Below are 25,401 nucleotides of genomic sequence, written 5' to 3'. Positions count from 1 at the left end.
GCGTTGACCTCCCTGTACCCGAGGACCGTTCTCAGTGTGGCGAGCGATTCATCCCGATTTCGCACCCCGAAGAGGAGGCTCGCCACCCCCAATTGAGTCCTACGTTTGCCTCACTGCACGTCCGCAACTACCGCATCTATTTCGCTGGTGCGCTGGTATCCAATGTCGGCACCTGGATGGGTCGCATCGCTCAGGACTGGGTGGTCCTCACCCAGCTCACGAACCACTCCGCGACCGCGCTCGGCATCGTCACCGCGCTGCAGTTCATCCCCTTCTTGCTCCTGGCCCCCATCACCGGAGCGATCGCTGACCGCTACTCCAAGCGTCGAATCCTCGCGATCACGCAGGTGATCCTCGCCCTCACCGCGCTCCTTGGCGCAGCTCTCGTCCTCACTGGCGCCGCCGCGCTCTGGCACTTCTACGTGCTCGCCCTGGTGACCGGCCTCGCGTCGGCCGTCGACAACCCGGCGCGCCAGGCCTTCGTCTCGGAGATGGTGCCGCCGGCTCGCCTCCCGAACGCCGTCGCGCTCAACAGTGCCTCCTTCAACCTGGGTCGCCTCATCGGCCCCGCCGTCGCGGGTCTCGCGATCGCTGCGGTCGGCACCGGAGTCACCCTGCTCGCCAACGCCTTCACGTTTATCGCCGTCCTCGTCGCGCTCGCCGCGATGAAGGGGGACCAGCTGCGGCCCGCACCTCGCGTCACCGGCGGCGGCAGCGTCGTCGAGGGCCTGCGCTACGTCAGCCGCCGTGCCGACATCCAACTGGTGCTCTTGCTCGTCTTCGTCCTTGGCACCTTCGGGATGAACTTCCAGATCACGATCGCGCTGATGGCGACCACCGTCTTCGACAAGGGCTCGGCGGAGTTTGGACTCCTCGGGTCGGTCATGGCGATCGGCTCGCTCGCCGCCGCCCTGATCGCTGCCCGTCGGAGCAACCCGCGCATGCGGACGCTGCTCGTCGCGCTCGCCGGATTCACCGTGGCATCCGGCGCCGCTGCGTTGGCGCCGACCTACACGACCTTCGCCATCGCGCTCGCCGCCTGCGGGCTCACCGGCCTCACCGCGATGACGACGGCCAACGCGATGGTGCAGACGAGGGTCCTGCCGGAGATGCGCGGTCGCGTGATGGCGCTCTACATGGCGATCTTCCTCGGCGGTACGCCGGTCGGTGCCCCGGTCATCGGCTGGATCGGTGAGACCTTCGGCGCGCGCTGGACCATCGGGATCGGCACGGTCGCGGTCGGGATCACGCTCGCTCTGGTCTCGCTCTGGCTGGCGCGCCGTGAGATCGTGCAGGTGACCTACGAGGCCGAGCGCCGCCCGCGGCTGCGGGTTCGCGCCCTGCCCATGCCCCACGCCCTTCCGGAGGCTGCCCGATGACCCCGAGGTTTCGCCGCAATATGACGGTCGGCGTATTGATCGCACTGATAGCGGTCATCGCGCTCGCCACGGTGATCCGGTGACCGGTTGACGCTCACCTCCTGACGGACACAAAAAGGACGCCGGTCGCGGAAGTTTCCGCGACCGGCGTCCTTGTGCCCGACAGCGGTCGGGCGAGCGCGATCCCGATCAGACGCGCTCGGCGACGTAGTCGATGCACTGAAGCAGTGCGCTCACGTCCTCGGGGTCGATCGCCGGGAAGGTGGCGATCCGCAACTGGTTGCGGCCGAGCTTGCGGTACGGCTCGACATCGACAACCCCGTTTGCGCGCAACGTCTTCGCGATGGCCGAGGCGTCCACGGCGTCGTCGAAGTCGATGGTCGCGATGACCTGGCTGCGCGCGGCCGGGTCGGTGACGAAGGGGGTCGTGCTCGCCCCCTTCTCGGCCCAGTCGTAGATTCGCCCGGAGGAGTCCGCCGTGCGGCCGGTCGTGAAGTCGAGCCCGCCACCGTCGTTCATCCAGTCGAGCTGGTCGGCCATCATCGCGAGCGTCGCGACGGCCGGGGTGTTGTACGTCTGGTCCTTGCGCGAGTTGTCGATCGCGGTCGGCAGCGAGAAGAAGTCCGGCACCCAACGATCGGTCGCGGCGATCTCCTCGACGCGCGCGATCGCGCGCGGGCTCATCACCGCGATCCAGAGGCCACCGTCAGAGGCGAAGCACTTCTGCGGCGCGAAGTAGTACGCATCGGCCTGGCTGATGTCCACGGGCAGGCCACCAGCGCCGGAGGTCGCGTCGATCAGGACGAGCGCGTCCTCGTCGGCGCCCTTGGGGCGCACGACCGGCGCCATGACCCCGGTCGAGGTCTCGTTGTGCGGCCACGCGTAGGCGTCGATCCCGGCGACGGCCTCGGCGACGGCGAGCGAGCCCGGCTCGGCGGTGATGACCTGAGAGTCGCCGAGGAAGGGGGCGCCGCCGGTCACCTTGGCGAACTTCGAGGAGAACTCCCCGAAGGCGAGGTGCTGGGCGCGCTCGCGGACGAGACCGAAGGCGGCGATGTCCCAGAAGGCGGTCGAGCCACCGTTGCCGAGGATGACTTCGTAGCCCTCGGGCAGGTTGAAGAGGTTTGCGACCCCTTCGCGGACCCGGCGGACCAGGGTCTTGACCGGTGCCTGGCGGTGGGAGGTCCCGAGGACGGTGGTCCCGATGGCGGCGAGCGCCTCGACCTGGGCGGGACGGACCTTGCTCGGCCCGGCGCCGAACCGGCCGTCGCGGGGGAGGAGATCGGTGGGGATGGTGATGGCGGGGGCGTCAGCAGTCACGCGATCCAGTCTGGCACCCGGCTCGCGGCGTCGAGACGAGGGTCCATCCCTCGGGCTCGTGGGCCGGGTCACAGAGGTGGCCCCCTTCGGGGCACAATGGGGCCCGGATACCGACGTCGCTAACCGGGAGGACCCCCACCATGTCCGACTCTGACTTCAAGCCTGGGCTCGAAGGCGTCATCGCCTTCGAGTCCGAGATCGCCGAACCCGATAAGGCGGGCGGCGTCCTGCGCTATCGCGGGGTCGACATCCGTGAACTCGTCGGTCGGACGACCTTCGGTCAGGTCTGGGGTCTGCTGGTCGATGACGAGTTCGGCCCGGGGCTCCCGCCGGCCGAGCCCTTCCCCCTTCCGGTCCACACCGGGGACATCCGCGTCGACGTCCAGTCCGCGCTCGTCCAGCTCGCCCCGCTGTGGGGGATGAAGCCGCTGCTCGACATCGACGCCGAGCAGGTCCGCAATGACCTCGCCCGGGCCTCGGTCCAGGCGCTGTCCTTCATCGCTCAGTCCGGGCGCGGACAGGGCCTGCCGATGGTGTCGCAGGACCGGGTCGATGAGGGCAAGACGATCGTCGAGCGCTTCATGATCCGCTGGCGCGAGGAGCCGGATCCCCTCCACGTCGAGGCGGTCGACGCCTACTTCATCACCGCCGCCGAACACGGGATGAACGCCTCGACCTTCACCTCTCGGGTGATCGCCTCGACCGGCGCCGATGCCGCGGCGTGTCTGTCCGGCGCGGTCGGTGCCCTCTCGGGCCCGCTGCACGGCGGAGCCCCGTCGCGGGCCAAGGACATGATCGAAGACGTCGAGAAGATGGGCGACGCGACCAAGTACGTCAAGCAGGTCATGGACCGCGGGCAGCGCCTCATGGGCTTTGGCCACCGCGTCTACCGCGCGTACGACCCGCGTGCCGAGGTCCTGCGCGACACCTGCAAGCGCCTCGGGACTCCGCGCTACGAGGTCGCCGCCGAGCTCGAAAAGGCCGCGATCGCTGAGCTCGCCGAGCGGTACCCGGACCGCAAGATGGAGACCAACGTCGACTACTGGGCGGCGGTGCTGCTGGACTTCGCCGAGATCCCCTCCGAGATGTTCACCCCCCTCTTCGCCTGCGCTCGCGTCGCCGGCTGGAGTGCCCACATCCTCGAGCAGAAGAAGACCGGTCGGTTGATTCGCCCGAGCTCGCGCTATGTCGGTCACGGCCCGCGCGCCATCCAGGATGTCAAGGGATACGAGAAGCTCTCAGGGTGACCCCCGGACGTTAAGGGGGCGTCCAGTCCCGGCACCTACCATGGGGGCCATGCCTGATACGCGCATGGAGTACGACGGTGAGGGCCTGACCGAGGAGACCGTCGCGGCCACCCCCTTCGCCCAGATTGTCAGTTGGATCGACGAAGCACGGTTGCGTCAGCGGACTCGCGGGGACGTCCCCGAACCCCTCGCGATGGTCGTCGCGACCGTCGATCAGCAGGGGGCGCCCAACGCCCGTACCGTCTTGATGCGCTTCTTCGATGAGCGCGGGCCCGGGTTCGTGACGAACCTGAACTCGACCAAGAGCGAGGAATTGCGCGCCAACCCGCGGTGCGCGGCCGTGCTCACCTGGCCGGCGATCTTCAAGGGCATCCGCTTTCGCGGGACGGCCACGGAGATTGCGCGCGACGAGGTCGCCCGGTACTTCGCCGAACGTCCCTATGGTTCGCAGCTGAGCGCGTGGGCCTCCGCGCAGTCCGAACCCTGCGAAGGGCGTGAGGCGCTCGAGCGCTCCTACGCCGACGCCCAGGCCCGGTGGCCGGACGGGGATGTCCCGGTCCCGGACTTCTGGGGTGGTTGGCGGATGGACTGCGATGAGGTCGAGTTCTGGGCCGGTCGGACCAACCGGTTGCACGACCGGCTGCGGTTCACCCGCGTTGGAGAAGGGGGCCTCGCCGACGCCGACGCCTGGACGGTTCAGCGCTACCAGCCGTGACCGCAGGGGGCCCGCTCACACCGCCGCGGGCTGCACGAAGTTGTCGGGCTTGACCACGATCCAGGTCGCGGCAGCCGAGGCCAGCAACTCGTCGCCGTCGTAGAGCGCGGTGGCGCAGAGCCGTTTACGCCCCGCGCGGGCGCGCTCCCAGGCGGTGACGACGAGCTCGGCGCCGGGCTCGGGGAGGCGCTCGACTCGCACCGTGTAGGTCCCAAGGACCATGGCGTCCTCGTTGAGGCCCACCGCAAACGCGCCGGGGCAGTCCAGGGCCGCGCACACCCCTTCCAGACTGGGCTCGTCGAGGACCACCGGCGCGGCGAAAAGCCCCTCGCGCCCTTCGACGGGAGAGGCGAAGATCCGCAGGCCGTCATGCTCGGCGCGCTCGGGTCCGCACACATAACACCCGGGGAAGGGGTGCCCCGCCGGGTCGTAGGAAGCGGCCGCGCGGCGAGCGTCGTCCAGGGAGACAGGGTCCGGTAGATCGAGTTCGAGCGGGGCGACCGGCTTCGCCTCCCCAATCACGATCCCGAGGTCGTGGACCTCGACCCCATCGCCCGCTGGGCTCACGGTGAGCGGCTTATCGAGCGGGCTCGGGGCGCGAAGGCGCACCTCACTGGTCGTCCCGAAGGCAGACGTGCCGTGCTCCGCGTGGAGAGCCGAGATCAGATGCCCCGAAAACCAGCCGCCGTTGCCTGACCTGGGTGGGCCGCAGTACCGCGCCGGGATGATGAAGTCCATCCACGACAAGGTAGCGAAACGTGGGCGCTCTGGGGGTCCGCCCTCGCCGACCGGCGACAATGGGGCCGATGTCTTCGTCCGCTGCCCCCTTCTCCTGGCGCGCCGTGGCGCTCCCGGCCTACGGGCCGACTGCGCTCGCAGGTGCCGCGATGGGTGCGGTTCTCCCGGTCGCGGCCATGCGCGCGAGCGAACTCGGGGCCAGCCTGCAAGGGGCTGCCCTCATCGTGGCGATGCTCGGGGTCGGCCAGTTGCTCGGCGCGGTCCCTGCAGGGGCGCTCGTCGCTCGACTGGGGGAGCGGACGACGCTGATCCGGATGGGGGTCGTCGACGTCATCGCGCTCGCTGCCGCCGGATTCGCGCCCACCCTTTGGATCATGGGCGCGGCGATGTTCCTCTCCGGGCTCGCGAGCAGTGCCTACTTCCTTGCCCGTCAGGGCTGGATGATCGACGCGCTCCCTCCGGAACGGCTGGCGCGGGGGATGTCGCTGCTCGGCGGGTCGTTGCGGCTCGGGATGCTGATCGGCCCCGCGGTCGGGGCGGTCGCGATCGCCCAGGCGGGTCTGCAGGGTGCCTACATTCTCGCGGTCGGGTGTGCCCTGGGGTCGCTCATCATCGTGATCTGCACGCCCGATATCACTGCGGCACATGAGCGCCGGGTGAAGGGGGAACCGGTCACCTCGGTCTTCCGGGTGATTCGCACGCACCGCTCGGTCCTGCTGACCCTGGGTCTCGGCGTCACGGTGATCTCCATCTTGCGCCAAGCTCGGATCGTCATCCTGCCGCTCTGGGCACTTCACCTCGGGCTGGGTGGTGTCGAATCCTCGGTGATCTTCGCGATCGCCGCGGTGATCGAGCTCGCCGTCGTGTACCCCTCCGGCTGGGTGATGGATCACGTCGGGCGGACCGCAGTGGTCCTCCCGCTCATGGTGATCATGTCGCTCGCGATGGCGCTGCTCCCGCTCGCGACCGAGTATCGAGGGCTCCTCGCCGTCGCCACCTTGATGGCCGTCGGCAATGGGCTGGGATCCGGGATCGTGATGACCCTCGGCGCCGATGCCGCCCCGGCAGCCGACCGGGCTCAGTTCCTCGGCGGCTGGCGGCTCTGTGGCGAGGTAGGGCACGCCGCGGCGCCCCTGTTCATCACCGCCGTCACTGCCGCGGCGTCTCTCGCGGCTGCCGCGCTCGGACTGGCCCTGATCGGAGGGATCGGCGCCGGCTGGATGACGTGGTGGGTCGCCAGGCAAGACCGCGCTCGGCGCGCCGCCCTGGGCGTCCGCTGACCCTGCCAGGGAACCGTCGTGCCCCTTCCGCGCGCCGACAAGGCACAATCGGTGGGGTGAAAGACCTGGTCGACACCACCGAGATGTACCTCCGGACGATCTTCGAACTGGAGGAAGAGGGCATCCCGCCGATGCGCGCTCGCATCGCCGAACGCTTGGGCCACTCGGGCCCGACCGTCTCGCAGACCGTCGCGCGCATGGAGCGGGACGGCCTGCTCGCCGTCGCCTCAGACCGCCGGCTCGCGCTCTCCGACGAGGGGCGAGCGCTCGCGACACGCGTGATGCGTAAGCACCGCCTCGCCGAGCGGCTGCTGACCGATGTGATTGGGCTCGAGTGGGAGCACGTCCACGAAGAGGCCTGCCGCTGGGAGCACGTCATGTCCGAGCGGGTGGAGCGCAAGATCGTCTCCCTGCTCGGGGAGCACCGTGAATCCCCTTACGGCACCCCCATCCCGGGGCTCGACGAACTGCTGGGGGAGGCCCCGGCCGATGACTTCCGGCGCGGGCTGCTCAGTCTCGTCGAGGTCGTCGAGGGGTCCGATCGCGATGGCGCGCTCGTCGTGCGCCGAATCGGTGAGCCGGTCCAGGTCGATCACGAGGCGCTCGCCTTGCTGACCGAAGCACGTCTGCGCCCCGGTCAGCGGGTCGTCGTGCGGGCCGACGCGGACCGCATCGTCGTGGTCCGTGAAGGCGCCGAGGATGCCGACGGCGTGTCCCTGCCTCGCGATGTCGCAACGCACGTCTTTGTCGAGGAGATCGCGCCCTGATCCCAGGCTGATCACACCCCCTTCCCGGGGTGTGAGGCGGATCACAGGCACCGCTTAGCGATTCGTCGTGACCGGAATGTGACAAACGCTTCGACCACTGTGTACCGTCGTCTCGTCCGCCTCCCCCTGGGGTGGATCGCATGGGACGGATCGCCGAGTCCTGCCACCGTTTGCATGCGTCATCAGTACCGACACCGCACGGCAGGAGCGGGGGACCCACTTCGGTCCGAGGCCTCGTCACGAGGTCGCGGTCCTTGGGGTGAAGCCCGATCGGATCGACGTCGCGAGCGACTGCCGATCTCGAGAAGGCCGGGTGGCCTCCACCCGAACCCGACAGCTCACCTCGCAGGCACGAAAGAGGCACTCATCGTGGTCGACACCATCGGGCGGCACCGTTCCCCAGGCGGATACAGCGCCATCAACGAACTCACCCTTGTCTTCGGCAGCATCACCCAGCCGGTCGCGAAGACCTCGGCGGTCCTCGCCGCGTCCGGTGGTCTGGTTGCCGCCGTGGCGCTCCCGGCAAGCGCCGCTCCTTCGGCTCCGGCCGCTCCCGTGAGCGCCGCGCCGACGGCCGGTAGCGCGGCGAACGTCGCGCCGGCTCAGGCCGTGACCGCACCCATCCCGGCCGCGCCGGTCGTCCAGACGACGACCGCCGACTTCGGCAGCGTCTCGGTCAAGGCCGTCGCCAAGCCCAAGCCGCAGCCCCGGCCGGAGCCGGTGGCCGAGCCCGAGGCGACCCCCACGACTCCGGAGCGCACCCAGACCGCTCCGAGCCGGTCGAACCAGCGCGCAGCCACCCCCGCGACGCCGGCCCCGGCCGCCGACCCGGGTGACAACCTGCCCGCCGCGAGTGGTGTCGTCGCGATCGCCAAGCAGTACATCGGTGTCCCCTATGTCTACGGCGGCAGCAGCCCCTCGGGCTTCGACTGCTCCGGCTTCACGAGCTATGTCTTCGCCAAGGTCGGCAAGTCGCTTCCGCGCACCGCGGCCGCCCAGCAGTCGGCGGCTCGCCCGGTCTCTAACCCGCAGCCGGGCGACCTCGTCTTCTTCGGCGCACCGGCGTACCACGTCGGGATCTACGTCGGGAACGGCCAGATGATCGACGCGCCGCGCACCGGCATGTCGGTGACGGTTCGCCCCCTCTTCGGCGGTGTCTCCGGTTACGGTCGCTTCTGATCTGTTGAACCGTACGAGAAGGGGGCGAAGCTCGGCTTCGCCCCCTTCTTGCATGTGTTCGCCCGCGAGTTAGCGGCGGTTCAGCAGTTCGGCTGCCATCTGCAGCCCCGCATCCCGCTCCGGCTGGATGATCCGCATGACACCGAGGCGGGAGAGGGCCTTGGCGTGCTGCTGGGATCCGGCCTTGGCCCAGATCTCGCGGACTCCGAGGGTGGTGCAGGCCGTGAGGCAAAGCAGCGAGGCCTGGACGTTGGTCATACCGAGGACGACGAGGGTGTCCTCGGTAACGCCGAGTTGAGTGAGAGTTTCGGGGTCGCGAGCCTCCGCGACGGCGAGATGACGGATCGTTTCGGAGAGGCCTTGGACGATCTCTTCGCTGGTGTCGACCCCGAGGACGGCGACGCCGGAGTCCTCGAGTCGCTGGGCTAGCGCGCTGCCGAAGCGCCCGAGGCCCATCACGGCGACGGTGAACTTAGCCAACGAGCATCCTCTCTTGCGGCAGTTCGTAGCGCCGCGGGCGGGTCCGGAGCGCGAGGGCGGCGCCCAGGGTGATCGGTCCAAGTCGGCCGAGGAACATCAAGAAGATCAAGATCATCTGATCGACCTCGCTCAGGGTCGGGGTGATCCCGGTCGACATCCCGACCGTGGCGAAGGCGGAGATCGCCTCGAAGAGGACGTCATCGAGCGGGTGATCGCTGGTGAAGAGGAGCCCGGCGGTCGCCGTCGCCACCCCGCCCACCGAGAGCAGCGCGATCGTGAGGGCCTGGCGTTGGGTCTCGGCGGGGAGGCGGCGGTGGAAGACTCGCACCGTCGGCTCGCCGCGCAACTCGGCCCAGATGACGAATCCGAGAAGGGCGAAGGTCGTCACCTTGATCCCGCCGGCCGTCCCAGCACTCCCACCTCCGATAAACATCAGCCCATCGAGGGTGAGGAGGGTCTCCTGGTGGAGGTCGCCGATGCTCAGGCTGTTGAAGCCCGCCGTGCGCGCGACGACCGACTGGAAGGCGGCAGCGAGGATCCGCGTGCCCTGGTCAAGGCCGCCGAGTGTCTTGGGGTTGGTCCACTCGAAGGCGGCGATCGCGATGGTCCCGCTCACCCAGAGGAAGACCGACATCCCGAGGGTGATGATCAGATGGATGGACCACTTCCCGAGTCGGCGCCAATAGTCCCGCAACTCCCACAACACGGGGAATCCGATGCCCCCGAGCATCACCGCAGCCATCAGCGGGAGGTTGATGTAGGGGTCGGCGACCCACGGCACGATGCTGTCCGGTTGGAGTCCGAAACCGGCGTTGTTAAACGCCGAGACGGAGTGGAAGAAGCCCGCGTAGAGCGCCGAGCCGAAGGAGTCGCCGTAGCCGAGCCAGAAGCGCAGGGTGAGAGCCACCATCACTATGGCCTCGATCACCAAGGTGACCTTGACGATCCCGAGGAGGACGTCGCCGACGCTGCGGTGGCTGATCGTGCGGGATTCGGCAGCGGCGAGGAAGGACGCCTGGGTGCCGACCTTGCGGCCGATCAACATCGCGAGCATCGACGCGAGCGACATCACGCCGAAGCCGCCGATCTGGATCATGCCGAGGATCACGAGCTCGCCGAAGGTCGACCAGTGCGTCGCGGTATCGACGGTCACGAGGCCGGTGACACAGGTCGCCGAGGTGGCCGTGAACCAGGCCGTGATGAAGGGGGTGCCCTCGCGGGCCTCGGACGCGATCGGGAGGGTGAGAAGGAAGGAACCGAGCAGGATGACGAGGGCGAATCCGCCCATCACGATGCGGGCTGGGTTGGCGCCCACGCGATCGATCAGGCGGCGCTCTTGCTTGCGCTCCCACCCCGTAATGCTGCTCACGGGCCAACTGTAGGGCCGAAGGGAGCGCGAGCGGTTCTCGCTGCAGTGGGGAAGACGTGGTGTGGCAGGGCGGTAGAGACGCCGGCGCGGCCCCCTGTTCTTCGGTGCGTGGCAGTTGGTGCTGCGCACCTACGGGCACCAGTTCGCCGACGCAGGGACCGGTCTGGGCGACCGTGTGGCCGAGCGCAGGGCTGCTGCCCGCGCCAAGGCCCGGGAGGCGCAGACGGTGGCGCACATCGGCTAGCGCCTGACGCGAAACCCGACAGCCGCGAGGCCCGAACCGAAAGCGCCGGTTCGGGCCTCTGTCTTGTCGTCAAAGAGGCCGTATGAGTTTCTTGTCTATGACGTGCCGCGCTCCGAGCATCGTCAGTCGTACAACGTTGTCTTCGAAGTGCACCATGTGCTTTGCATGTAGTTGATTTACTGTCCGGCGAAGGTTGGTTCGCATCCCAGTGGGAACCCATTCTGACAGGGCGTCCATACTCACTCCGAGCCTGCCGGACCAGTAGAGCAAGACCAGCACGTGCTCACTGGCCCTAAGATCCTTGAGGATACGGGGCTTCCCATTAAACACCTCAATCATCGGAACTTCGCGGGTCACGAGTTCCTCGATCAACGCCTGCGCCTCAGCCGGAGATGCACTGTGATAGAGGCGAACCAACTCCGCCATAACCCAGTCCATGACGGCTATTACCAACGTCGCGTCCTGAATGTTCGGATCGATCCCATCGGTCAGATGGCCCGTATCTCGCTTATTGCGAATGGCATAGATCACGCGGAGGGCGCGCGGAATGTGCAAACGAATGGAGTCCGTTGCCGTGGCGATAGACTCTAGTTGTTTGATCACTTGATCGGCCTTGAACTTCGAGTCTCCCAAGGCCGTGGGATGCCCTTTGGCGTCCCACTCCAGGATCCTCAGCACTGCCTCCGTGAAGCGGCCCCCCTCAATCGCGTTAGGCATGAAATCGCCTAGGAAGAATCGGCGCTTGGCCTCTGCGTAGGCTTGAAGGGTCTCGGATACGAGATCGGTTGGAATCCCCGCTGCTAACCATCCAGCCTCGACGGCGCTAGACGCGGAACCTGTCGGGGTCACGACTCGGGTTTCTCCGCCAAGACACCCGCAATCGTCTCGCTTAGGGCCTTGAGCCCGGCGTCGCCTGGGCGCAGTTTGAATGACCTCGACACGCCGTCCCCGACTGTCGTGAGCCCGGGTGTGCTTCCGGTGTGTTTGCCGAAGTTGCCTTGGTCGAAACACTTCAGGCGCGCGCACTCGTCCCTAATGGTCTTAGCCGGCACCTGCTGGGAATCAAGTCCGAGCGACCATGCTGCTGTCAGGAGCAGCGCAACGGTTCGCGCTTGCGTGGCCGTAGATGAGCCAAGTTTGCGAGCTGGACCCGTGACGTGAGGATTGCCCTCTTCGTCGAAGTGCAGAACTCGCTCAAGATCGGCCTCGCTGATACCCGACTCGTGGCTAATCTTCTGCAGGACTTCGCCCCCCGCCGACCCACCGCCGGAGGCCGCGCCGCTGTGTGTCGCTGGCGGCGATGATGCCGACGGTGCGTGGGCCGGTTCGCCGTGGCTGCTGATCGGGGTGTTTGCGTCAAGGAGGGACACAGCGACTTCAAACGCCTTCTCGTGCAGTGGCTCAGGCAGGCCAGCCTCTTCGACCGCAGCCCATGCCTTCTTGAGCAATTCGCTTGGCTCCATGTCCATCCTCCCTAGAAGTATTTGAGAGGGTAGCGTCGGTGCAGCCAGTCCACAGTCCGGACGCGCCATCGGGGCCGTCCCGAACTGTCCGTGTCGGTGAGCTGACCCTAGCCCTCGCCTCCGACATGCGCATGGGACACCTGTGGACAACGAATCGCGGAAGTCGTCCTGCAACTCGGCTGGGGCGCGCTGCACGCTGGGGGTATGCCCGAGCACAGCAGCGGCCAGCCCAGCGAGTACGACCCGCAGCCGACGTTCCCCACGTTGGCTCAACAGCAGCAGGTCGCAGCGCGGGAGTCGTCGGCAGCGCGGGGCGAACCGGAGCCGCCGTGGGGGGTGGCGTACGACGGGGCGCGCATGTCACGCGAGCGCCGATGACCGAGGTCCCGGACTTCGCTGAGGTTGTCGCTTTCACACGTGCGGCCGAGGCGTTCGACTGGATGAACCGAGCCGCGTGCGCGGGGCGACGCTCACAGTTCTTCTCCGACCGTGACGTGGACAAGCTCGCCGCCTTCGTGATCTGCCTGCGCTGCCCGGTGTGCCAGCCGTGCGCACGATGGCGCGACCGGACACAGCCCAAGCACGGCATCTGGGCCGGGGCGGTCGCCAGCACCAGGACGAGCAACTAGCAACGGAAGAGAGCCAGACAATGACCACCCCCGAGGCACCCGCCCCTCCGCCCACGCCCAGCAACGCCGACCGTGTCGCGGCCCTGGAGACAGCAGCCGCGAGCAAGGATGCCGTCGTGGCCCGACTGCAAGCCGAGCAGGCGTTCCTCACGCTCACCGACCACGACTGGCAGGACACCGATCTGGCCCTCGCCGAAGTCGACCTCGCCGAATGCGTGGGGGAGGGCAGCACAGTTGATCAGTCGGCAGTGCGCAAGGCCGCTGCCCGCCTCGCACGGGACAAGCCCACCTCGTGCGCGAGCGCGTCATCCCCGACCTGCCACTGCCGGTCAGCCGGCTGCCCATCGGCTCGGGGCGCAGGCGGCCCCTCCGCACCTTCGACGAAGCGACCCTGCGGGCCAAGTACCCCGCACTCAACGCATAGGCCCGACTAGAACCGGCTTACAGCCGACGCCAGCCCCGCCCCGGTAGTCCACGCCGAGAAGCCCCGCGCCATCGGCTCAGAACGCCGCTACGCGACGGCGGGGCATGGCTAATAGCCCTGTCCGCCCTTGGCCGATGGCACCAAAGTGGCACCAGACCGGCTTCGATGCCCCGCGTGGACGGAGCAGGCCGCCAGAAAGGCCGATCTACCTGCGGATATGTGGTGCCCCCGGCAGGATTCGAACCTGCGACACCTTCTTTAGGAGAGAAGTGCTCTTCCCCTGAGCTACGAGGGCGTTGGCCACCATCGACTTGCGTGGCCACGGACAAGGTTAACGGCCTCATCGAGATCCCCAGCCAGGGGAAGTGTTGGTGAGTGTAAGGTGGGGTGCCTGACCGATGGTTTGGGGCTGGGGAAGTGTCGGTGAGTGCAAGGTGGGGTGACTCACCGAGGTCTCGGTGGTCGAGCGCTGGCATGCTGTCCCGGGTGAGTCTCGAGCCCCAGGCGCTGCCGCCGTCGTCCGATCCCGGGCTCGACGTGACCGGCGACCCCCTTCAGCGCCGAACCCTCACCACGCTCATCGGCGGGCAGATCATCGGTGCGATCGGCGTTAGTTCGGGGATCGCGGTCGGCTCATTGCTCGCCGCGCAGGTGTCGGGGAGCGAGAAGTACGCCGGGCTGAGCGGAACCTTCCAGGTCCTGGGGGGAGCGCTCGCTGCGCTTGTCGTCGCCAGGGTGATGGCCGCGCGTGGTCGCCGCCCTGGGCTGATGCTCGGTTACGCGATCGGGACGGTTGGTGCCGCCGTCATCATCGGTGCGGCTCTGATCGGCAATTTCCCGCTTCTGCTGATCGGCAGCATTCTCTTCGGCGGCGCGACGGCCTCGAACAGCCAAGCGCGGTTTGCTGCGGCCGATCTGTCGGCGCCTGCCCACCGTGGGCGGCATATTTCGATCGTGGTCTGGGCGACGACCATCGGCGCGGTCTTCGGGCCGAATCTCACCGAGCCCGGGGCGTGGATCGCCCGCCGCACTCACCTTCCGGAACTCGCGGGGCCGTTCGTCTTCTCGCTGCTCGGATTCGTCGTCGCGGGCCCGCTGCTCTGGATTCGGCTGCGCCCGGACCCCCTTCTCGCCGCGCGAGAACGTGCCGCAGCAGCCCTTCCCGAGGGGTCCGCCGCGACCCCCCTCAGAGCCCGGACCGCCCACGGAGGTCTGCGAAGGGGGTTGTCCGCGATCGCCGAGCACCGGGCGGCACTGCTTGGGATCACGGCAATGGCGCTCGGGCACGCGGTGATGGTCTCGGTGATGGTGATGACGCCACTGCATATGCGCCACGGCCACGCCGATCTCCAGATCATCGGGTTCGTGATCAGCCTGCATATCGTCGGTATGTACGCGCTGTCGCCGGTCACCGGTTGGGCAGTCGACCGTTTCGGCGCTCGGGTCGTCATCGCGATCGGGTCCGGATTGCTGATCGGGGCGTCGGCGCTCGCAGCGACGAGCGAGAAGGGGGCGTCCTCGCACCTCACCATCGCGCTGATCCTCCTGGGTCTTGGATGGTCCTGCACACTGGTCGCCGGGTCGACGCTCCTAACTGGCGCCCTCGACCTCGATGATCGTCCAGCCGGCCAAGGGGTGGCGGATGTCGCGATGGGTCTTGCGGGAGGCGGCGGAGGCGCGCTCGCGGGCGTCGTCGTCGACCAGCAGGGATTTTCGGCGCTCGCGATCGGGGCCGGTCTGCTCGCCGGGCTGATCGGGATCGCCGCCGCGACGATCAAAGAGCGACCCGCGGGAGCAGGAGACCGTCCGGCCCAGGTGTGATTGTTAGCCTGCTGAGGTGAGTGAGCGCCCAGTGTCCAGTGCCCCGGGCGACCCCGTCCGAGACGCGGCGTTGTACTGGCGCGACGAGCTCGTCGACCTCGCTGGCCCCAACACGCTGCTCTGGCCGCCGCGCGACGAGACGATCACGGTCGATCTCACCACTGCGCACCCGGCCGGGCTCGCCCGAGTCCTCGCGGGGCGCGATACGCGGCTTAGCGATCTGGTCCGCGAACACGATGCCCACCTGCGGGTCCACCGCCAAGCGGCCCGACTCGCTGAGCACTGCCAGGCCATCGTCGAAGAGCACGGCGTGCAGACCTGCTTCCTCACCCACGGCATCGCGACCTGGGACATCCCGGGAGCGCCCACGGCGCCGAGTGCCCCGGTGCTCCTGCGGCGCTGCACCCTTCGGCCGGTCGACGGCGGCCGTGACCTCGCTGTCGACCTCGCGCCGATGATGATGCTGAACCCCGCTCTCGGGGCGTACCTGGAGCGGATCGGCGTCTCGGTCCTCGCCGCCGCTGACCTCGTGGCGCTCGGCCGGCGCGGCGAGGGAGTCTTCGATCCCGACGAGATCTATACCGCGCTCGAGCAGCGGTGCGTCTCGGTCCCGGGTTTTCGCATCACGTCGGCGATGGGGCTCGGGGCCTACCCGGTCTCGAAATCGATCTCCATCGCGGATCACTCCGACAACATGACCCGCATCACGACCCATCCCGTCCTGCGGGCAATCGCGGGTGACGCGAAGGCGCAACACCGAGTGTGCGAGCCCGGCCGCACCCGCGGTCGGGACGAGGATTGGGCGGTCATCGACGCCACCACCGATCAGGCCGAGGCGCTTGAGGTCGTGGCCGCGGGTCGGCACTGCTTCATCGAGGCGCCGCCCGGGACCGGCGCGGCCACCTTCGTCGCCGCAACGATCGCCCAGTCGGCCCACGCCGGGCGGTCGGTGCTGCTCGTCACGGAAAAGACCGAAGCGATCCGGGCCGTGCACCGCGCACTCGCCAAGGTCGATCTGGCAGACCTCCTGCTCCATGTCGACGACCTGGCCGCTGGCGTCAACGTCACCGAACTCTTGAACCGTTGGGACCACGCTGCCGAAGGGGGTCCGCCCGACCCCGAGGCGGTCAGCGACGGAGCCGCCGACGACACCTCGAGCCTCGAGTCGGAGGTGCTGGGAGGCGGCGCCACCCTCGGCGACCCGCGCGAGTCCGCCAGCCAGGCCCGAGCCGCTGCGGCATTGCTCGATTCCCACGCCACGGCAGGTCATCAGATCCGCGAACCGTGGGGCGTCACGATTGCCGAGTGCCAGGACGCGATCGTTGACCTCTCGACCCACACCGACGCTCCGCGCTCACGTATCCGGCTCACCGGGCCGGTTCTTGAGTCCATCACCCGCGATGATCTCCAGCCTTGCGCCGAGCGAGTCGCCGCACTGGCCCGCCTCGAAGCTTGGCGGGTCGGGCATCCTGCCGAGCCCTGGTGGCGCTCCCGGTTGACCTCTGCCGACGACGTCGAAGCGGCGTTTGCCGCGCTGGAGCGCCTCCGTGGTGGGAGCGTCGATCAGCTCCGCGCCGTAGTCGATGACGTCTTCGCCGAAATCACCACCGTCGATGCCTCGAGCGTTGCCGATCTCGGGACCTTCCTGGCGGCGATCGAAGAGGTCCGAGACACCCTCGAAGTCTTCCGTCCCGAAGTCTTCGATACCCCTCTTGATCACCTGATCCACGCCGTCGATGGCCCCGACGACGGCGCTGACGACATCGGGTGGCTCGAGCGCCGCCGGTTGCGCCGCCAGGCCCGCGCCCTGCTGCGTCCCGGCCGACCGCCGGAGGACCTCGGCGCCGCCCTTCGCGCCGCGCAGCGTCAACGTGACAGCTGGGCCGATCTGGTCGGCGGCGGCGGGCGTCCCCGGATCCCGAGCGAAATCGATCGGGCTCATGAGGCCTACGAAGGGGTCCATGCCGACGTCAGCCTCCTCGACGACATCCTCGCGCCCACCCCGCGGGGGAGCGGTCTGATCCGGGCGTCCTGGACGGACCTCGATGAGCGAGTCGCCGACCTGGCCAATGACCGGGAGGGGGCCGACATCGTCCCCACCGTGATCGGCGAACTCGACCGCCTCAGCGACGAAGGTTTCGGCGACCTCATCGATGATCTCTCCCACCGCCAGGTCCCGGCCCCCGCAGTCCTCGGCGAGGTCAGTTTCGTTTGGTGGTCATCGGTCTTGGCCGCGACGGCCGGAAGCGACCCGCGCTACCACGGGGTGAGCGGAGCGGACCTCACGGCCGCGCTCGAGCAATTCGTCGAGGCCGACCGGCGGGGCATGGCCCAACAGGCCCAGGCGTTGCGTGCCGACTGCCGGGGCCGTCTCGCGGGGGTGAAACGCCGTCAAGTCCGGGCCATGCGCGAGATCGGGGCCCGCGCCGAGACAGCCGGCCCACTCACGACCTGGCGTGACGCCCTCACCTGGTGGAGCCAGGTTGTGCGGGCCACTGCGCCGGCGTGGGCGATGAGCCCGTTGGTCGTCGCCGACGTCCTCCCGCCGAAGGAGCACTTCGATGTCGTGATCATCGACGACGCGTCACGCACGTCGGTCGCTCGCGCCGCCGCGGCCATCGCACGCTCGTCCCAGGTCGTCATCGTCGGTGACCCCGAGCAACTGCCCCCGGCCCATTTCTCTGTCGACCCCGGAGCAGAGCCGGTCGACCCGCCGTCGGTGGGGATTGCCCACGAGGCCGCCGAGCTGCTCCCGACCATGCGCCTTCGCGAGAGCGACCACCCACGGCCCTGGGGCGCCCGACTGCCAGCCGTCACCGGGGATCGCGAGGTCGTCCACCCACCGGCGATCGTTTCCGGCCTCGACACCGAGGTCAGGATCGTCGAAGGGCGCGCCGCGATCGATGAGGAGACCGGCCTGATCGAGACGACCCCGGTCGAGGTCGCGGCCGTCATCGATGCGATCGCGTTGCACCTATGCCAGCAGCCGCAGGAATCCCTCGGCGTCGTGACCTTCAACGAGCGGCACACCGAGGAGGTCGTCGCGCGCCTCGCCGACAAGCTCCGGCGCGAACCGCACCTCCAGGAGGTGCTCGACGCCCTTCCGGAGCCCTTCGTGATCAAGGACGCTGGGCGCTGGCAGCGCGAGCAGCGAGACCATGTGATCGTCACCGTCGGTTTCGGGGTGACCCCGCATGGCCGGGTGGTCCAGCGCTTCGGGTCGATCACCGGCGGGGAAGGGGAGCAACTGGTGCGGCTCGCCGCGACCCGAGGGTGCGCCCGCCTGACCTGGGTGTGCGCCTTCGGCGCTGACGATCTCGACGATGAACGACTTCCGACGCTCGGCGGGCAGACGCTCCGGTCTGTCCTCGCTGGTCTCCAGGCCGGTCCCCCTCCTCCCTCGGCGGACGATCGGGGGGCGAGTCCCCTCCTTCGCCAGTTCGCCGCGCGGCTGCGGACGGCGGGCTTCGTGGTCCACGAGAACTTCGGGGAAGGCGCCCTTCGGGTCGACCTCGCCATCGTGGACCCCGACGACTTCCGCCGGATGCTGCTCGCCGTCGAGGTCGACGGCCCGGCGTACGCGACCCGGGCCGATGCCCGCAATCGCGAACGGGTCCTCGTCGACCGGCTGCGCGACCTGGGGTGGTATCACCTCCGGCTATGGGCGACCGACATCTTCTCCGATCCGGCCCAGCAAGAGGCCCGAGTGATCAAGGCCGTCCGCGCGGCGACGGCAGAGCGGGTGAATGCGCGATGAGCGACGAGCACGATGAGGAGAAGGGGGCCAAGGTGCCTCCCCGCCCTCGGGTCGCCCGGGCCACGCCCGAGCAGACCAGCGATGACACCGATCGCGGGTGGGGCGAGCGGCCCGATGAGGACGCCCATGAGCAGTGGCTCAAGGAGCAGCGGCCGCCCCACTGGGATTAGTCACGCGGGGACGACGAAGGGGGTTGACCGCCACCTCGGCGATCAACCCCCTTCGCGCGGTATTGCTACCGACGATTCCTCGACGCGATCAGCGGCGAGCGAGCGAGTCGCGGATCTCGCGGAGCAGGACGACCTCTTCGGCGGTGGTCTCCTCTTCCTCCTTGGTGAAGCGCTCGCGCATCTTCTGGTACGGCTGGACCACGAAGAAGTACACGATCGCGGCGAGGATCACGAACGAGATGACCGCGGTGATGAAGGCACCGACGGGCAGGCCACCCGGCGTGAACGTGCTGAAGTCGGGCTCCTTGCTGCCCATCACCTTGGCGATGGCGCTCAGCAGGAGGTTGGTGAACGTCGTGACGACGACACCGAACGAGGCGGCGATGATCAGACCGGTAGCAATCTCGACGAGATTGCCCCGCATCAAGAAGTCCTTGAAGCCCTTCATGGGGAGATACACATCCTTACGGGTGTTGACAGGTTTCCGGCACGCACAAGCGTGCGTCATGGATAAGGATGCGTGGGGCTTTAGGCGGATGCCAAATCAGCGCGTGGTAGGAATGCGCCCATTTCCGGCGAAAAACGGGCGGGAAGGCCGGTCCACGTGAGGGCGCGCCCACTAGGCCCGAGGTCGAAGAGCGAGGACAAAGCCGGTCGCATCCTCCGATGGCGAGGCGGTCAGCAACCGGCCGATATCGCTCTCGGTGAGCGCCAGCACGACCGACGATCCCTGCGGGCCCGATGGGCTCGTCGGGTCTACCCGACGCAGGTCGAGCACGAGCGCCGTCCGCACGACCGGTTGGTCCCGGCCGGGGAGGTAGACATCGACTCGGTCGCCAGCCATCGCCCCGGTCTCGTCCGACCCAGCGAGCGGGATCCCGAGCGCTCGATGTCGCGGGGGTAGTCGCGCGAGCGCCCCAGAGCCCGCCACCCGAGCGGGGGAGAGCACCTCCCCGCGCCCGATCGGGACCGTAGCGGTCCGGCCGACCACCTCGGCGAGATCGGTGGACGCGCTCTTCGGCACGACGTCGGCGGGCAGCCGGCGCAACTCGACCGACCGAGCGCTCACGGTGGCACCGGCGGCGACATCGGAGGTCGCAACGACGACCGGCTCACCGGTCGCGCGCGGCACGAGGGCCGAGGTCGCGAGGTGTAGTCCCCCGATCAAGAGCGCGGCGGCGAGGAGCCGGCGAAAGAGCGCCCGCCGCCAACGGGAGCGGCGTCCGCGGCCCAAGACCGTCGGGAAGGCGCGCTCGAGTGCCGTCGGTGGGGAAGCCGTATCGGTCATGTCGGCACGCTAGGTGCCGCGGCCGACCGCGGTGGGTCGCTACGAGGCGTCGGTGGATGACGCCGAGGACGTGGTGCTCGCGGTGGACGACGCGCCCGAAGACGTGGACGCGCTGGAGCTGTCGCCAGAGGTGGACGTGGAGGTCGACGAGGACGACGAACCGTTGCTCTTCGAGGGGGTCTTCTTTTCCGCGGAGCGCGAGTCGTTGCGGTAGAAGCCGCTGCCCTTGAAGACGACTCCCACACCGCCGAACTGCTTGCGGAGGCGGCCGCTGCAGCGCGGGCAAACGGTCAGCGCGTCATCGGCGAACGACTGCTGGATATCGAACTGGTCGCCGCAGTCGGCGCAGGCGTAGGCATAGGTGGGCATGAACACGGTCCTTGCGAAGGGGGGAAATCGTCCGGCCACCGAGTATAAGGACCGCGAGCCGCCCCTTCTTCCCGTCAGCGCCCGGTCCGGCCCTTCGCCCACCCGGCGAGTCGGCCGTAGCGCGATACCGAACGGATCCGCCGCTCGACCTTGTCGCGCGCCTCTGCGGTCGTCACGATCAGCATCTGGTCCCCAGCGCGAAGGGGGGTGCGCGGCGATGGCACAAACGAGGACCCGTCGCGCACGATCAAGGTGACGTTTGACCCCTTCGGCAGGCGGAGTTCGAAGATCTCGACGCCGTGCAGGCGCGACTCGTCGCTCACCTGCACATCGAGCAGATCGGCTCCGAGGGCCTCGAGGGGGACGGATTCGACCCCGAGATCGGTCGCGTGGCCGCTCTCGGTGACCCCAAGCACTCGGGCCATGAAAGGCAGCGTCGGAGCTTGGAGCAGCGTGAAGGCGACGACGAGGACGAAGACGAGGTCGAGGATCCAGTCGGTGTCGGACGCCTGGGTGGTGATCGGGACGGTCGCGAGCACGATGGGCACCGCTCCGCGCAGGCCCGCCCACGACAAGAACGCCTGGTCCCGCCACCCGATGCGGAAGGGGGTGAGCGAGACGATCACCGACAGGGGGCGCGCGAGGAGGAGGAGCACGAGCCCCAGCAGGATCGCGAGCGGGACCTGCTCGAGGAAGCCCGACGGCGAGACGACGAGACCGAGCATGACGAACAGGCCGATCTGTGCGAGCCACCCGACGGCCTCGGCGAAACCGCTGACGGCCGCTCGGTGCGGGAGGCGCATGTTGCCGAGGACGAGCGAGGCCACGTAGCAGGCGATGAAGCCGGAGGTGCCGAGGGTCGCCGCTGCGCCGTACGCGAGGACCGACACCGCGATGACACCGATCGCGAAGAGGCCAGAGGAGCCGATCGCGGTCCCACGGATCAGGCGGCCGCCGAGGTAGCCGACGATCATGCCGATGACCGCGCCGGCGGTGAGTTCCCAGGCCGCGCTGATCCCGAGTTGCCACCACGGCTCGGAGTGCGAGGGGTCGGCCAAGCGGGTCGACAAGGTGACCACGAGGATGACGACCGGCGCGTCGTTGAAGCCGGACTCGGCCTCGAGCATGCCCGTCAAGCGTCGGGGAAGGGGGACTCGGCGCAGGACCGAGAAGACCGCCGCGGCATCAGTCGAGGAGAGGATCGCGCCGACGAGGAGCGCGAGGCCCCAGTCCATCCCGAGCCCGACGGCGAGCACGGTGCCGACCACCGCGACCGAGACGAGGACTCCGACCGTCGATAGGGCGAAGGCGGGGATCACGGACCCGCGGATCGAGGACCACCGGGTGGTGAGACCACCTTCGGTGAGGATCAACACGAGCGCGGAGTATCCGAGGATCTGCGCGAGGTTGGCCGAGTCGAACTCGATCCCAAGCCCGGCCTCGCCGATCATGAGTCCGACGGCGAGGTAGAGCAGCAGGGCCGGAAGGCCAGAGCGGGCGGTCAACCGGACCGCGGCCACGCACACGACGAGCACCGCCGCGCTGATGAGCAGCAACGAGGGCAGCTCATCCGGCGTGAAGTACACGGAGTCGGCGACAGGCACGGCGGGGAGACCTTCTTTTAGTTGGGGTGTCGATAGTCTCGCTTAGGTGTCCAGCCTCACCAAAGCGCGCCGCACCCTGGCCATCGGTCTTGCGGTGCTGCTCGTGGTGATCATCACCGCGGGAGTGCTCGGCTGGTCCCAGGTCAATCGGACCCTGCCGAAGACGTCGGGGACGATCGAGATCGCCGGCCTCAGTGGATCGGTGGAGGTCCGCCGAGATGAGCGCGGGGTGGCGCACATCTACGCCGACTCGATGGGCGACCTGATGCGCGCGCAGGGGTTTGTCCACGCCCAGGATCGCTTCTTCCAGATGGACCTGCGCCGGTTGGTCACCTCGGGCCGGCTGTCCGAATTGGTCGGTGAAGCTGGCGTCGAGAGCGACCGCATGATCCGCACCATGGGGTGGCGGCGGGTCGCCGAGGAAGAGCTGCCGTTACTGCGCCCAGAGACCCGTCAGGCCCTGCAGGCCTATGCCGAAGGGGTCAACGCCTGGCTCGCGACCCAGCAGGACACTGCCGATGTCGCCCTCGAATACTCGATCCTCGGGCTGCGCAATCCCGACTATCGGATCGCCGACTGGACTCCCGCCGACAGCCTCGCGTGGTTGAAGGCGATGGCCTGGGACCTCAAGGGCAACTATCAAGGTGAGCTGACCCGAGCGGTCATCGGCGATCAGGTGTCGGCCGCGATGGTCAAGGATCTCTACCCGCCGTACCCCGCGAAGGCGCACGCCCCGATCCTCGGTCTTGCCGATTGGCGCCCGTCCTCGCCGAATCGACCCGGCGGTCCGCAGGAACAACCTTCGTCGGTGACGAATCCGGCCTCGGCACCGATCGTGCGCACGAGCGAGAATCTTCAGGCCATCCCGGCCCTGTTTGGACGCGGCGAGGGCATCGGGTCCAACTCCTGGGTCGTCTCCGGTTCCCGGTCATCGACGGGCAAGCCGCTGCTCGCGAACGATCCGCACCTCGCGGCATCGATGCCGGGTGTCTGGTACCAGGTGGGTCTGCACTGTCGCACCGTGTCGGCGCAATGCCCGCTCGATGTGACCGGCTTTTCGATGGCCGGGATGCCGGCCGTCACGATTGGGCACAACCAGCGGATCGCGTGGGGCCTGACCAACCTTGCACCCGACGTCACCGACTTCTACCTCGAAAAGTTTGATGGTGACACCTACCTCCGCGATGGCCGCTACGAGCCGGTCGATCAGCGCGAGGAGACGATCAAGGTGGCCGGGGGCGAGGACGTCCCGATCACCATCCGCTCGACGGTGCACGGGCCGGTGCTCTCGGATGTCTCACCGCTCGTCGCGTCCTCGGCCCGCGATGTCGTGATCGACAAGCAAGCCCCGAGGACCTACGACGTCTCGATGGCTTGGACCGCCCTTACTCCCGGCAAGACCGCCGACGCCCTCTTCGCCTTAAACGCCGCGCAGAACTTCGATGAGTTCCGGGCAGCGGCCAAGGACCTCGCGGTCCCGAGCCAGAACCTCATCTATGCCGATGTCGATGGGCATATTGGCTACCAGGCCCCTGGGCAGATCCCGATCCGCCGGGCGGTCGTCGAGGGGGCACCGCCGGGCTACGTCCCCGCCCCGGGGTGGTTGAGCGAATACGACTGGCAGGGGTATGTCCCCTTCGAGGACATGCCGTGGGTGTTGGACCCCGAAGACGGTTTCATCGTCGCGGCGAACCAGCAGGTCACCCCGAGCGCGACCCCCTTCCTCACTACCGAGTGGGATTACGGCTATCGCTCACAACGGATTCGTGACCTGCTGACGAGCGAACCCGAGGTCACCCCCGCCAAGATGGCGCGGATCCAGGTCGACGACGGTAATGATTTCGCTCCGGTGCTCGTCGCGGCGCTATTGAAGGTCAAGCTCGATGACCCCTTCGTCGAAGAGGCGCGCGATCTCCTGAAGGATTGGGACCACACCCAGCCGGCCGGCCCAGGGAAGGCCAGCGCGGCGGCGATCTACTACAACGCGGTGTGGAGCCAAATCGTGCGGCTCACCTTCAACGACGAGTTGCCGACGGGGCTCAAGGCGAGCGGCGGCAGCCGAGACATGGCGAGCATCGAGGTGCTGCTCGAGAAGCCGACCAGCGGATGGTGGGACAACCGGGAGACTCCTGGAGTCACCGAAGGGCGCGACGAGATCCTGCGGCAAGCCCTCACCGACGCCCGACTCGAGCTCACCCGCACCCTCGGCAAGAACCCGTCGTCGTGGCGGTGGGACCGGGTGCATGAGCTGGAGCTCACTCACCCGGTCCTCGGCACCGAGGCGTCACCGGGTGTTGTGCGCCGGCTGTTCAACCGGGGCCCGTACGGCCTGCCGGGTGGCTCATCGATCATCAACGCCAATGCCTGGGACGCCTCGCAGGGCTTCGCGGTCACCGCCGTCCCGTCAATGCGGATGATCGTCAACCTCGGCGATCTCGACGAGTCACGGTGGGTCAATGCCACCGGGCAGAGCGGGCGGCCCTTTAGCGACCATTACGTCGACCAGGTCGATGCCTGGGCGGCTGGCGAGACCTTCCCCTGGCCGAGCTCGCGTGCCGCCGTCGAGGCGTCCGCCACCGAGGTGCTGACCCTGGAGCCGAAGGCCGAGACCCTTAGGCCGTGAGGACTCCGTCGACGCGAGCGTCGTGGGGTTCGCTCGGAAGGGGGTCTGCGCTCTCCTCCCCGGGATGAAGCAGCACGATGACCGGTACCGCCGGCGCGAGGCGGGGGATCACCCGGTCATAGCAGCCGCCGCCCTGGCCGAGGCGACCGCCGTCCCGATCGACCGAGAGGCCCGGGATCAATGCGAGGTCGGCCGCGCGAGCGGCATCCGGTCCAAGGGGGGTGCGGTCGGGGTCGGCGGCATCGTGCCAGTCCAAGTCGAAGTCGGGGAGCGTGATCGGGTAGAGGACGCGGGCGCCGAGGGCCTGGAGCGCCGCGGTGAGCGCGGCGGTCGGCGGCTCGACCGCGAGAGCCTCGTAGAGCAGGACGGTCGAACCCGGGCCGATGCCCTGCGATTGGGCGAGCGCGATCCCCCCTTCGGCGAGGGCCTGATCGTCCGCGGCGCGATCTCGCTGGGCAGCGATCTGCCTGCGGAGCGCCCTGCGAGCCTTGCGCACGGACTGCTTCAGGCCCTTCGCCGAATCGTTCATCGAGGT

The 25,401-nt window shown here is 68.5% G+C and carries 23 protein-coding genes, 1 tRNA gene, 1 pseudogene and 1 riboswitch; of the genes and pseudogenes, 13 read left to right on the top strand and 12 right to left on the bottom strand.

The genetic code is table 11. The annotated features are described in order from the left end of the window. The first annotated feature begins 92 nt into the window (after nucleotides 1-92). Nucleotides 93-1,379 carry an MFS transporter gene (locus AB8K43_RS12630; protein ID WP_370894564.1) on the top strand — a complete coding sequence of 429 codons (1,287 nt, stop codon included), beginning with the start codon at nucleotides 93-95 and terminating at the stop codon, nucleotides 1,377-1,379. 189 nt (nucleotides 1,380-1,568) lie between these two features. On the opposite strand, the gene serC is transcribed toward AB8K43_RS12630, so the two are convergent. After that, nucleotides 1,569-2,699: a phosphoserine transaminase gene (serC, locus tag AB8K43_RS12625; RefSeq protein ID WP_370894563.1), complete on the bottom strand. Its 1,131-nt coding sequence runs from the start codon at nucleotides 2,697-2,699 to the stop codon at nucleotides 1,569-1,571. A 140-nt stretch (nucleotides 2,700-2,839) separates the two neighbouring features. On the opposite strand from serC, the gene AB8K43_RS12620 reads away from it, so the two are divergent. Together AB8K43_RS12620 and pdxH are read left to right on the top strand one after the other, a co-directional pair. Then, nucleotides 2,840-3,946, top strand: coding sequence for a citrate synthase 2 (locus AB8K43_RS12620; protein WP_370894562.1), 1,107 nt, complete (start codon nucleotides 2,840-2,842; stop codon nucleotides 3,944-3,946). 49 nt (nucleotides 3,947-3,995) lie between these two features. Then, nucleotides 3,996-4,661, top strand: coding sequence for a pyridoxamine 5'-phosphate oxidase (gene pdxH, locus AB8K43_RS12615; protein WP_370894561.1), 666 nt, complete (start codon nucleotides 3,996-3,998; stop codon nucleotides 4,659-4,661). A 15-nt stretch (nucleotides 4,662-4,676) separates the two neighbouring features. On the opposite strand, the gene AB8K43_RS12610 is transcribed toward pdxH, so the two are convergent. Further along, nucleotides 4,677-5,399, bottom strand: coding sequence for a hypothetical protein (locus tag AB8K43_RS12610; protein WP_370894560.1), 723 nt, complete (start codon nucleotides 5,397-5,399; stop codon nucleotides 4,677-4,679). A gap of 68 nt (nucleotides 5,400-5,467) precedes the next feature. On the opposite strand from AB8K43_RS12610, the gene AB8K43_RS12605 reads away from it, so the two are divergent. From AB8K43_RS12605 to AB8K43_RS12595, 3 genes are all read left to right on the top strand, one after another. Beyond that, on the top strand, nucleotides 5,468-6,679 hold the full coding sequence (locus AB8K43_RS12605; RefSeq protein ID WP_370894559.1) for an MFS transporter: 1,212 nt from the start codon (nucleotides 5,468-5,470) through the stop codon (nucleotides 6,677-6,679). Nucleotides 6,680-6,735: 56 nt separating this feature from the next. Beyond that, nucleotides 6,736-7,446, top strand: a complete 711-nt coding sequence (locus AB8K43_RS12600; protein ID WP_370894558.1) for a metal-dependent transcriptional regulator — start codon at nucleotides 6,736-6,738, stop codon at nucleotides 7,444-7,446. 176 nt (nucleotides 7,447-7,622) lie between these two features. Further along, nucleotides 7,623-7,813: riboswitch (cyclic di-AMP (ydaO/yuaA leader) on the top strand. Nucleotides 7,814-7,815: 2 nt separating this feature from the next. Then, entirely contained in the window at nucleotides 7,816-8,625 is an 810-nt protein-coding gene (locus tag AB8K43_RS12595; RefSeq protein ID WP_370894557.1) for a C40 family peptidase, read from the top strand. Nucleotides 8,626-8,694: 69 nt separating this feature from the next. On the opposite strand, the gene AB8K43_RS12590 is transcribed toward AB8K43_RS12595, so the two are convergent. From AB8K43_RS12590 to AB8K43_RS12575, 4 genes are all read right to left on the bottom strand, one after another. After that, nucleotides 8,695-9,105: a TrkA family potassium uptake protein gene (locus AB8K43_RS12590; protein WP_370894556.1), complete on the bottom strand. Its 411-nt coding sequence runs from the start codon at nucleotides 9,103-9,105 to the stop codon at nucleotides 8,695-8,697. After that, nucleotides 9,098-10,474 carry a TrkH family potassium uptake protein gene (locus AB8K43_RS12585; protein ID WP_370894555.1) on the bottom strand — a complete coding sequence of 459 codons (1,377 nt, stop codon included), beginning with the start codon at nucleotides 10,472-10,474 and terminating at the stop codon, nucleotides 9,098-9,100. The genes AB8K43_RS12590 and AB8K43_RS12585 overlap by 8 nt, the downstream gene beginning before the upstream one ends. Before the next feature lie 313 nt (nucleotides 10,475-10,787). Beyond that, nucleotides 10,788-11,435, bottom strand: coding sequence for a hypothetical protein (locus tag AB8K43_RS12580; RefSeq protein ID WP_370894554.1), 648 nt, complete (start codon nucleotides 11,433-11,435; stop codon nucleotides 10,788-10,790). Between the two features lie 128 nt (nucleotides 11,436-11,563). After that, a complete protein-coding gene (locus AB8K43_RS12575; RefSeq protein WP_370894553.1) occupies nucleotides 11,564-12,181 on the bottom strand; it encodes a hypothetical protein in 618 nt (205 codons plus the stop codon). Nucleotides 12,182-12,385: 204 nt separating this feature from the next. On the opposite strand from AB8K43_RS12575, the gene AB8K43_RS12570 reads away from it, so the two are divergent. Both AB8K43_RS12570 and AB8K43_RS12565 read left to right on the top strand, forming a co-directional pair. After that, a complete protein-coding gene (locus tag AB8K43_RS12570; protein WP_370894552.1) occupies nucleotides 12,386-12,559 on the top strand; it encodes a hypothetical protein in 174 nt (57 codons plus the stop codon). Beyond that, the gene (locus tag AB8K43_RS12565; RefSeq protein WP_370894551.1) at nucleotides 12,556-12,810 is read left to right on the top strand and encodes a WhiB family transcriptional regulator; all 255 of its coding nucleotides are present in this window, start codon (nucleotides 12,556-12,558) and stop codon (nucleotides 12,808-12,810) included. The genes AB8K43_RS12570 and AB8K43_RS12565 overlap by 4 nt, the downstream gene beginning before the upstream one ends. Before the next feature lie 644 nt (nucleotides 12,811-13,454). Here the strand turns inward: AB8K43_RS12565 and AB8K43_RS12560 are convergent. Then, a tRNA-Arg gene (locus AB8K43_RS12560) sits at nucleotides 13,455-13,529 on the bottom strand. A 191-nt stretch (nucleotides 13,530-13,720) separates the two neighbouring features. Between AB8K43_RS12560 and AB8K43_RS12555 the strand changes: the two genes are divergently transcribed. The 3 genes from AB8K43_RS12555 to AB8K43_RS12545 are packed head-to-tail and all read left to right on the top strand — an operon-like array spanning nucleotide 13,721 to nucleotide 18,982. Further along, on the top strand, nucleotides 13,721-15,055 hold the full coding sequence (locus AB8K43_RS12555) for an MFS transporter (protein ID WP_370894550.1): 1,335 nt from the start codon (nucleotides 13,721-13,723) through the stop codon (nucleotides 15,053-15,055). Between the two features lie 16 nt (nucleotides 15,056-15,071). After that, nucleotides 15,072-18,812, top strand: coding sequence for an AAA domain-containing protein (locus AB8K43_RS12550; protein ID WP_370894549.1), 3,741 nt, complete (start codon nucleotides 15,072-15,074; stop codon nucleotides 18,810-18,812). Continuing rightward, nucleotides 18,809-18,982, top strand: coding sequence for a hypothetical protein (locus tag AB8K43_RS12545; RefSeq protein ID WP_370894548.1), 174 nt, complete (start codon nucleotides 18,809-18,811; stop codon nucleotides 18,980-18,982). The genes AB8K43_RS12550 and AB8K43_RS12545 overlap by 4 nt, the downstream gene beginning before the upstream one ends. Nucleotides 18,983-19,070: 88 nt before the next feature. Here the strand turns inward: AB8K43_RS12545 and AB8K43_RS12540 are convergent, their stop codons facing one another. Next, the gene (locus AB8K43_RS12540; RefSeq protein ID WP_370894547.1) at nucleotides 19,071-19,430 is read right to left on the bottom strand and encodes an MscL family protein; all 360 of its coding nucleotides are present in this window, start codon (nucleotides 19,428-19,430) and stop codon (nucleotides 19,071-19,073) included. Between the two features lie 171 nt (nucleotides 19,431-19,601). After that, nucleotides 19,602-20,270: an SAF domain-containing protein gene (locus AB8K43_RS12535; protein WP_370894546.1), complete on the bottom strand. Its 669-nt coding sequence runs from the start codon at nucleotides 20,268-20,270 to the stop codon at nucleotides 19,602-19,604. A gap of 52 nt (nucleotides 20,271-20,322) precedes the next feature. Between AB8K43_RS12535 and AB8K43_RS12530 the strand changes: the two genes are divergently transcribed. Further along, nucleotides 20,323-20,484: a hypothetical protein gene (locus AB8K43_RS12530; protein ID WP_370894596.1), complete on the top strand. Its 162-nt coding sequence runs from the start codon at nucleotides 20,323-20,325 to the stop codon at nucleotides 20,482-20,484. 14 nt (nucleotides 20,485-20,498) lie between these two features. Here the strand turns inward: AB8K43_RS12530 and AB8K43_RS12525 are convergent. Both AB8K43_RS12525 and AB8K43_RS12520 read right to left on the bottom strand, forming a co-directional pair. Beyond that, nucleotides 20,499-20,639 (bottom strand): annotated as a pseudogene (locus AB8K43_RS12525) (FmdB family zinc ribbon protein); the annotation flags it as partial. Between the two features lie 74 nt (nucleotides 20,640-20,713). Further along, nucleotides 20,714-22,243 carry a potassium/proton antiporter gene (locus AB8K43_RS12520; protein ID WP_370894545.1) on the bottom strand — a complete coding sequence of 510 codons (1,530 nt, stop codon included), beginning with the start codon at nucleotides 22,241-22,243 and terminating at the stop codon, nucleotides 20,714-20,716. A gap of 46 nt (nucleotides 22,244-22,289) precedes the next feature. Here AB8K43_RS12520 and AB8K43_RS12515 point away from each other — a divergent pair, with 46 nt between their 5' ends. Further along, complete coding sequence (locus AB8K43_RS12515; RefSeq protein ID WP_370894544.1) at nucleotides 22,290-24,866, top strand: penicillin acylase family protein; 2,577 nt, start codon at nucleotides 22,290-22,292, stop codon at nucleotides 24,864-24,866. Here the strand turns inward: AB8K43_RS12515 and AB8K43_RS12510 are convergent. Next, complete coding sequence (locus tag AB8K43_RS12510) at nucleotides 24,856-25,395, bottom strand: 5-formyltetrahydrofolate cyclo-ligase (RefSeq protein ID WP_370894543.1); 540 nt, start codon at nucleotides 25,393-25,395, stop codon at nucleotides 24,856-24,858. The two genes, AB8K43_RS12515 and AB8K43_RS12510, sit on opposite strands and share 11 nt — an antisense overlap. Nucleotides 25,396-25,401 lie beyond the last annotated feature (6 nt).

This window comes from Janibacter sp. GXQ6167, assembly GCF_041365945.1.
Lineage (GTDB): Bacteria > Actinomycetota > Actinomycetes > Actinomycetales > Dermatophilaceae > JBGFSK01.
The sequence above is the reverse complement of the archived record's forward strand: the minus strand, read 5'-3'. Positions and strand labels throughout refer to the sequence as shown.

Bases quoted from the DNA above. Each gene is read 5' to 3' on its own strand.
- AB8K43_RS12510 (WP_370894543.1), bottom strand. From the start codon at position 25,395: ATGAACGATTCGGCGAAGGGCCTGAAGCAGTCCGTGCGCAAGGCTCGC.
- AB8K43_RS12620 (WP_370894562.1), top strand. From the start codon at position 2,840: ATGTCCGACTCTGACTTCAAGCCTGGGCTCGAAGGCGTCATCGCCTTC.
- AB8K43_RS12565 (WP_370894551.1), top strand. From the start codon at position 12,556: ATGACCGAGGTCCCGGACTTCGCTGAGGTTGTCGCTTTCACACGTGCG.
- AB8K43_RS12575 (WP_370894553.1), bottom strand. From the start codon at position 12,181: ATGGAGCCAAGCGAATTGCTCAAGAAGGCATGGGCTGCGGTCGAAGAG.
- AB8K43_RS12610 (WP_370894560.1), bottom strand. From the start codon at position 5,399: ATGGACTTCATCATCCCGGCGCGGTACTGCGGCCCACCCAGGTCAGGC.
- AB8K43_RS12580 (WP_370894554.1), bottom strand. From the start codon at position 11,435: ATGCCTAACGCGATTGAGGGGGGCCGCTTCACGGAGGCAGTGCTGAGG.
- pdxH (WP_370894561.1), top strand. From the start codon at position 3,996: ATGCCTGATACGCGCATGGAGTACGACGGTGAGGGCCTGACCGAGGAG.
- AB8K43_RS12605 (WP_370894559.1), top strand. From the start codon at position 5,468: ATGTCTTCGTCCGCTGCCCCCTTCTCCTGGCGCGCCGTGGCGCTCCCG.
- AB8K43_RS12570 (WP_370894552.1), top strand. From the start codon at position 12,386: ATGCCCGAGCACAGCAGCGGCCAGCCCAGCGAGTACGACCCGCAGCCG.
- AB8K43_RS12545 (WP_370894548.1), top strand. From the start codon at position 18,809: ATGAGCGACGAGCACGATGAGGAGAAGGGGGCCAAGGTGCCTCCCCGC.
- AB8K43_RS12535 (WP_370894546.1), bottom strand. From the start codon at position 20,270: ATGACCGATACGGCTTCCCCACCGACGGCACTCGAGCGCGCCTTCCCG.
- AB8K43_RS12540 (WP_370894547.1), bottom strand. From the start codon at position 19,430: ATGAAGGGCTTCAAGGACTTCTTGATGCGGGGCAATCTCGTCGAGATT.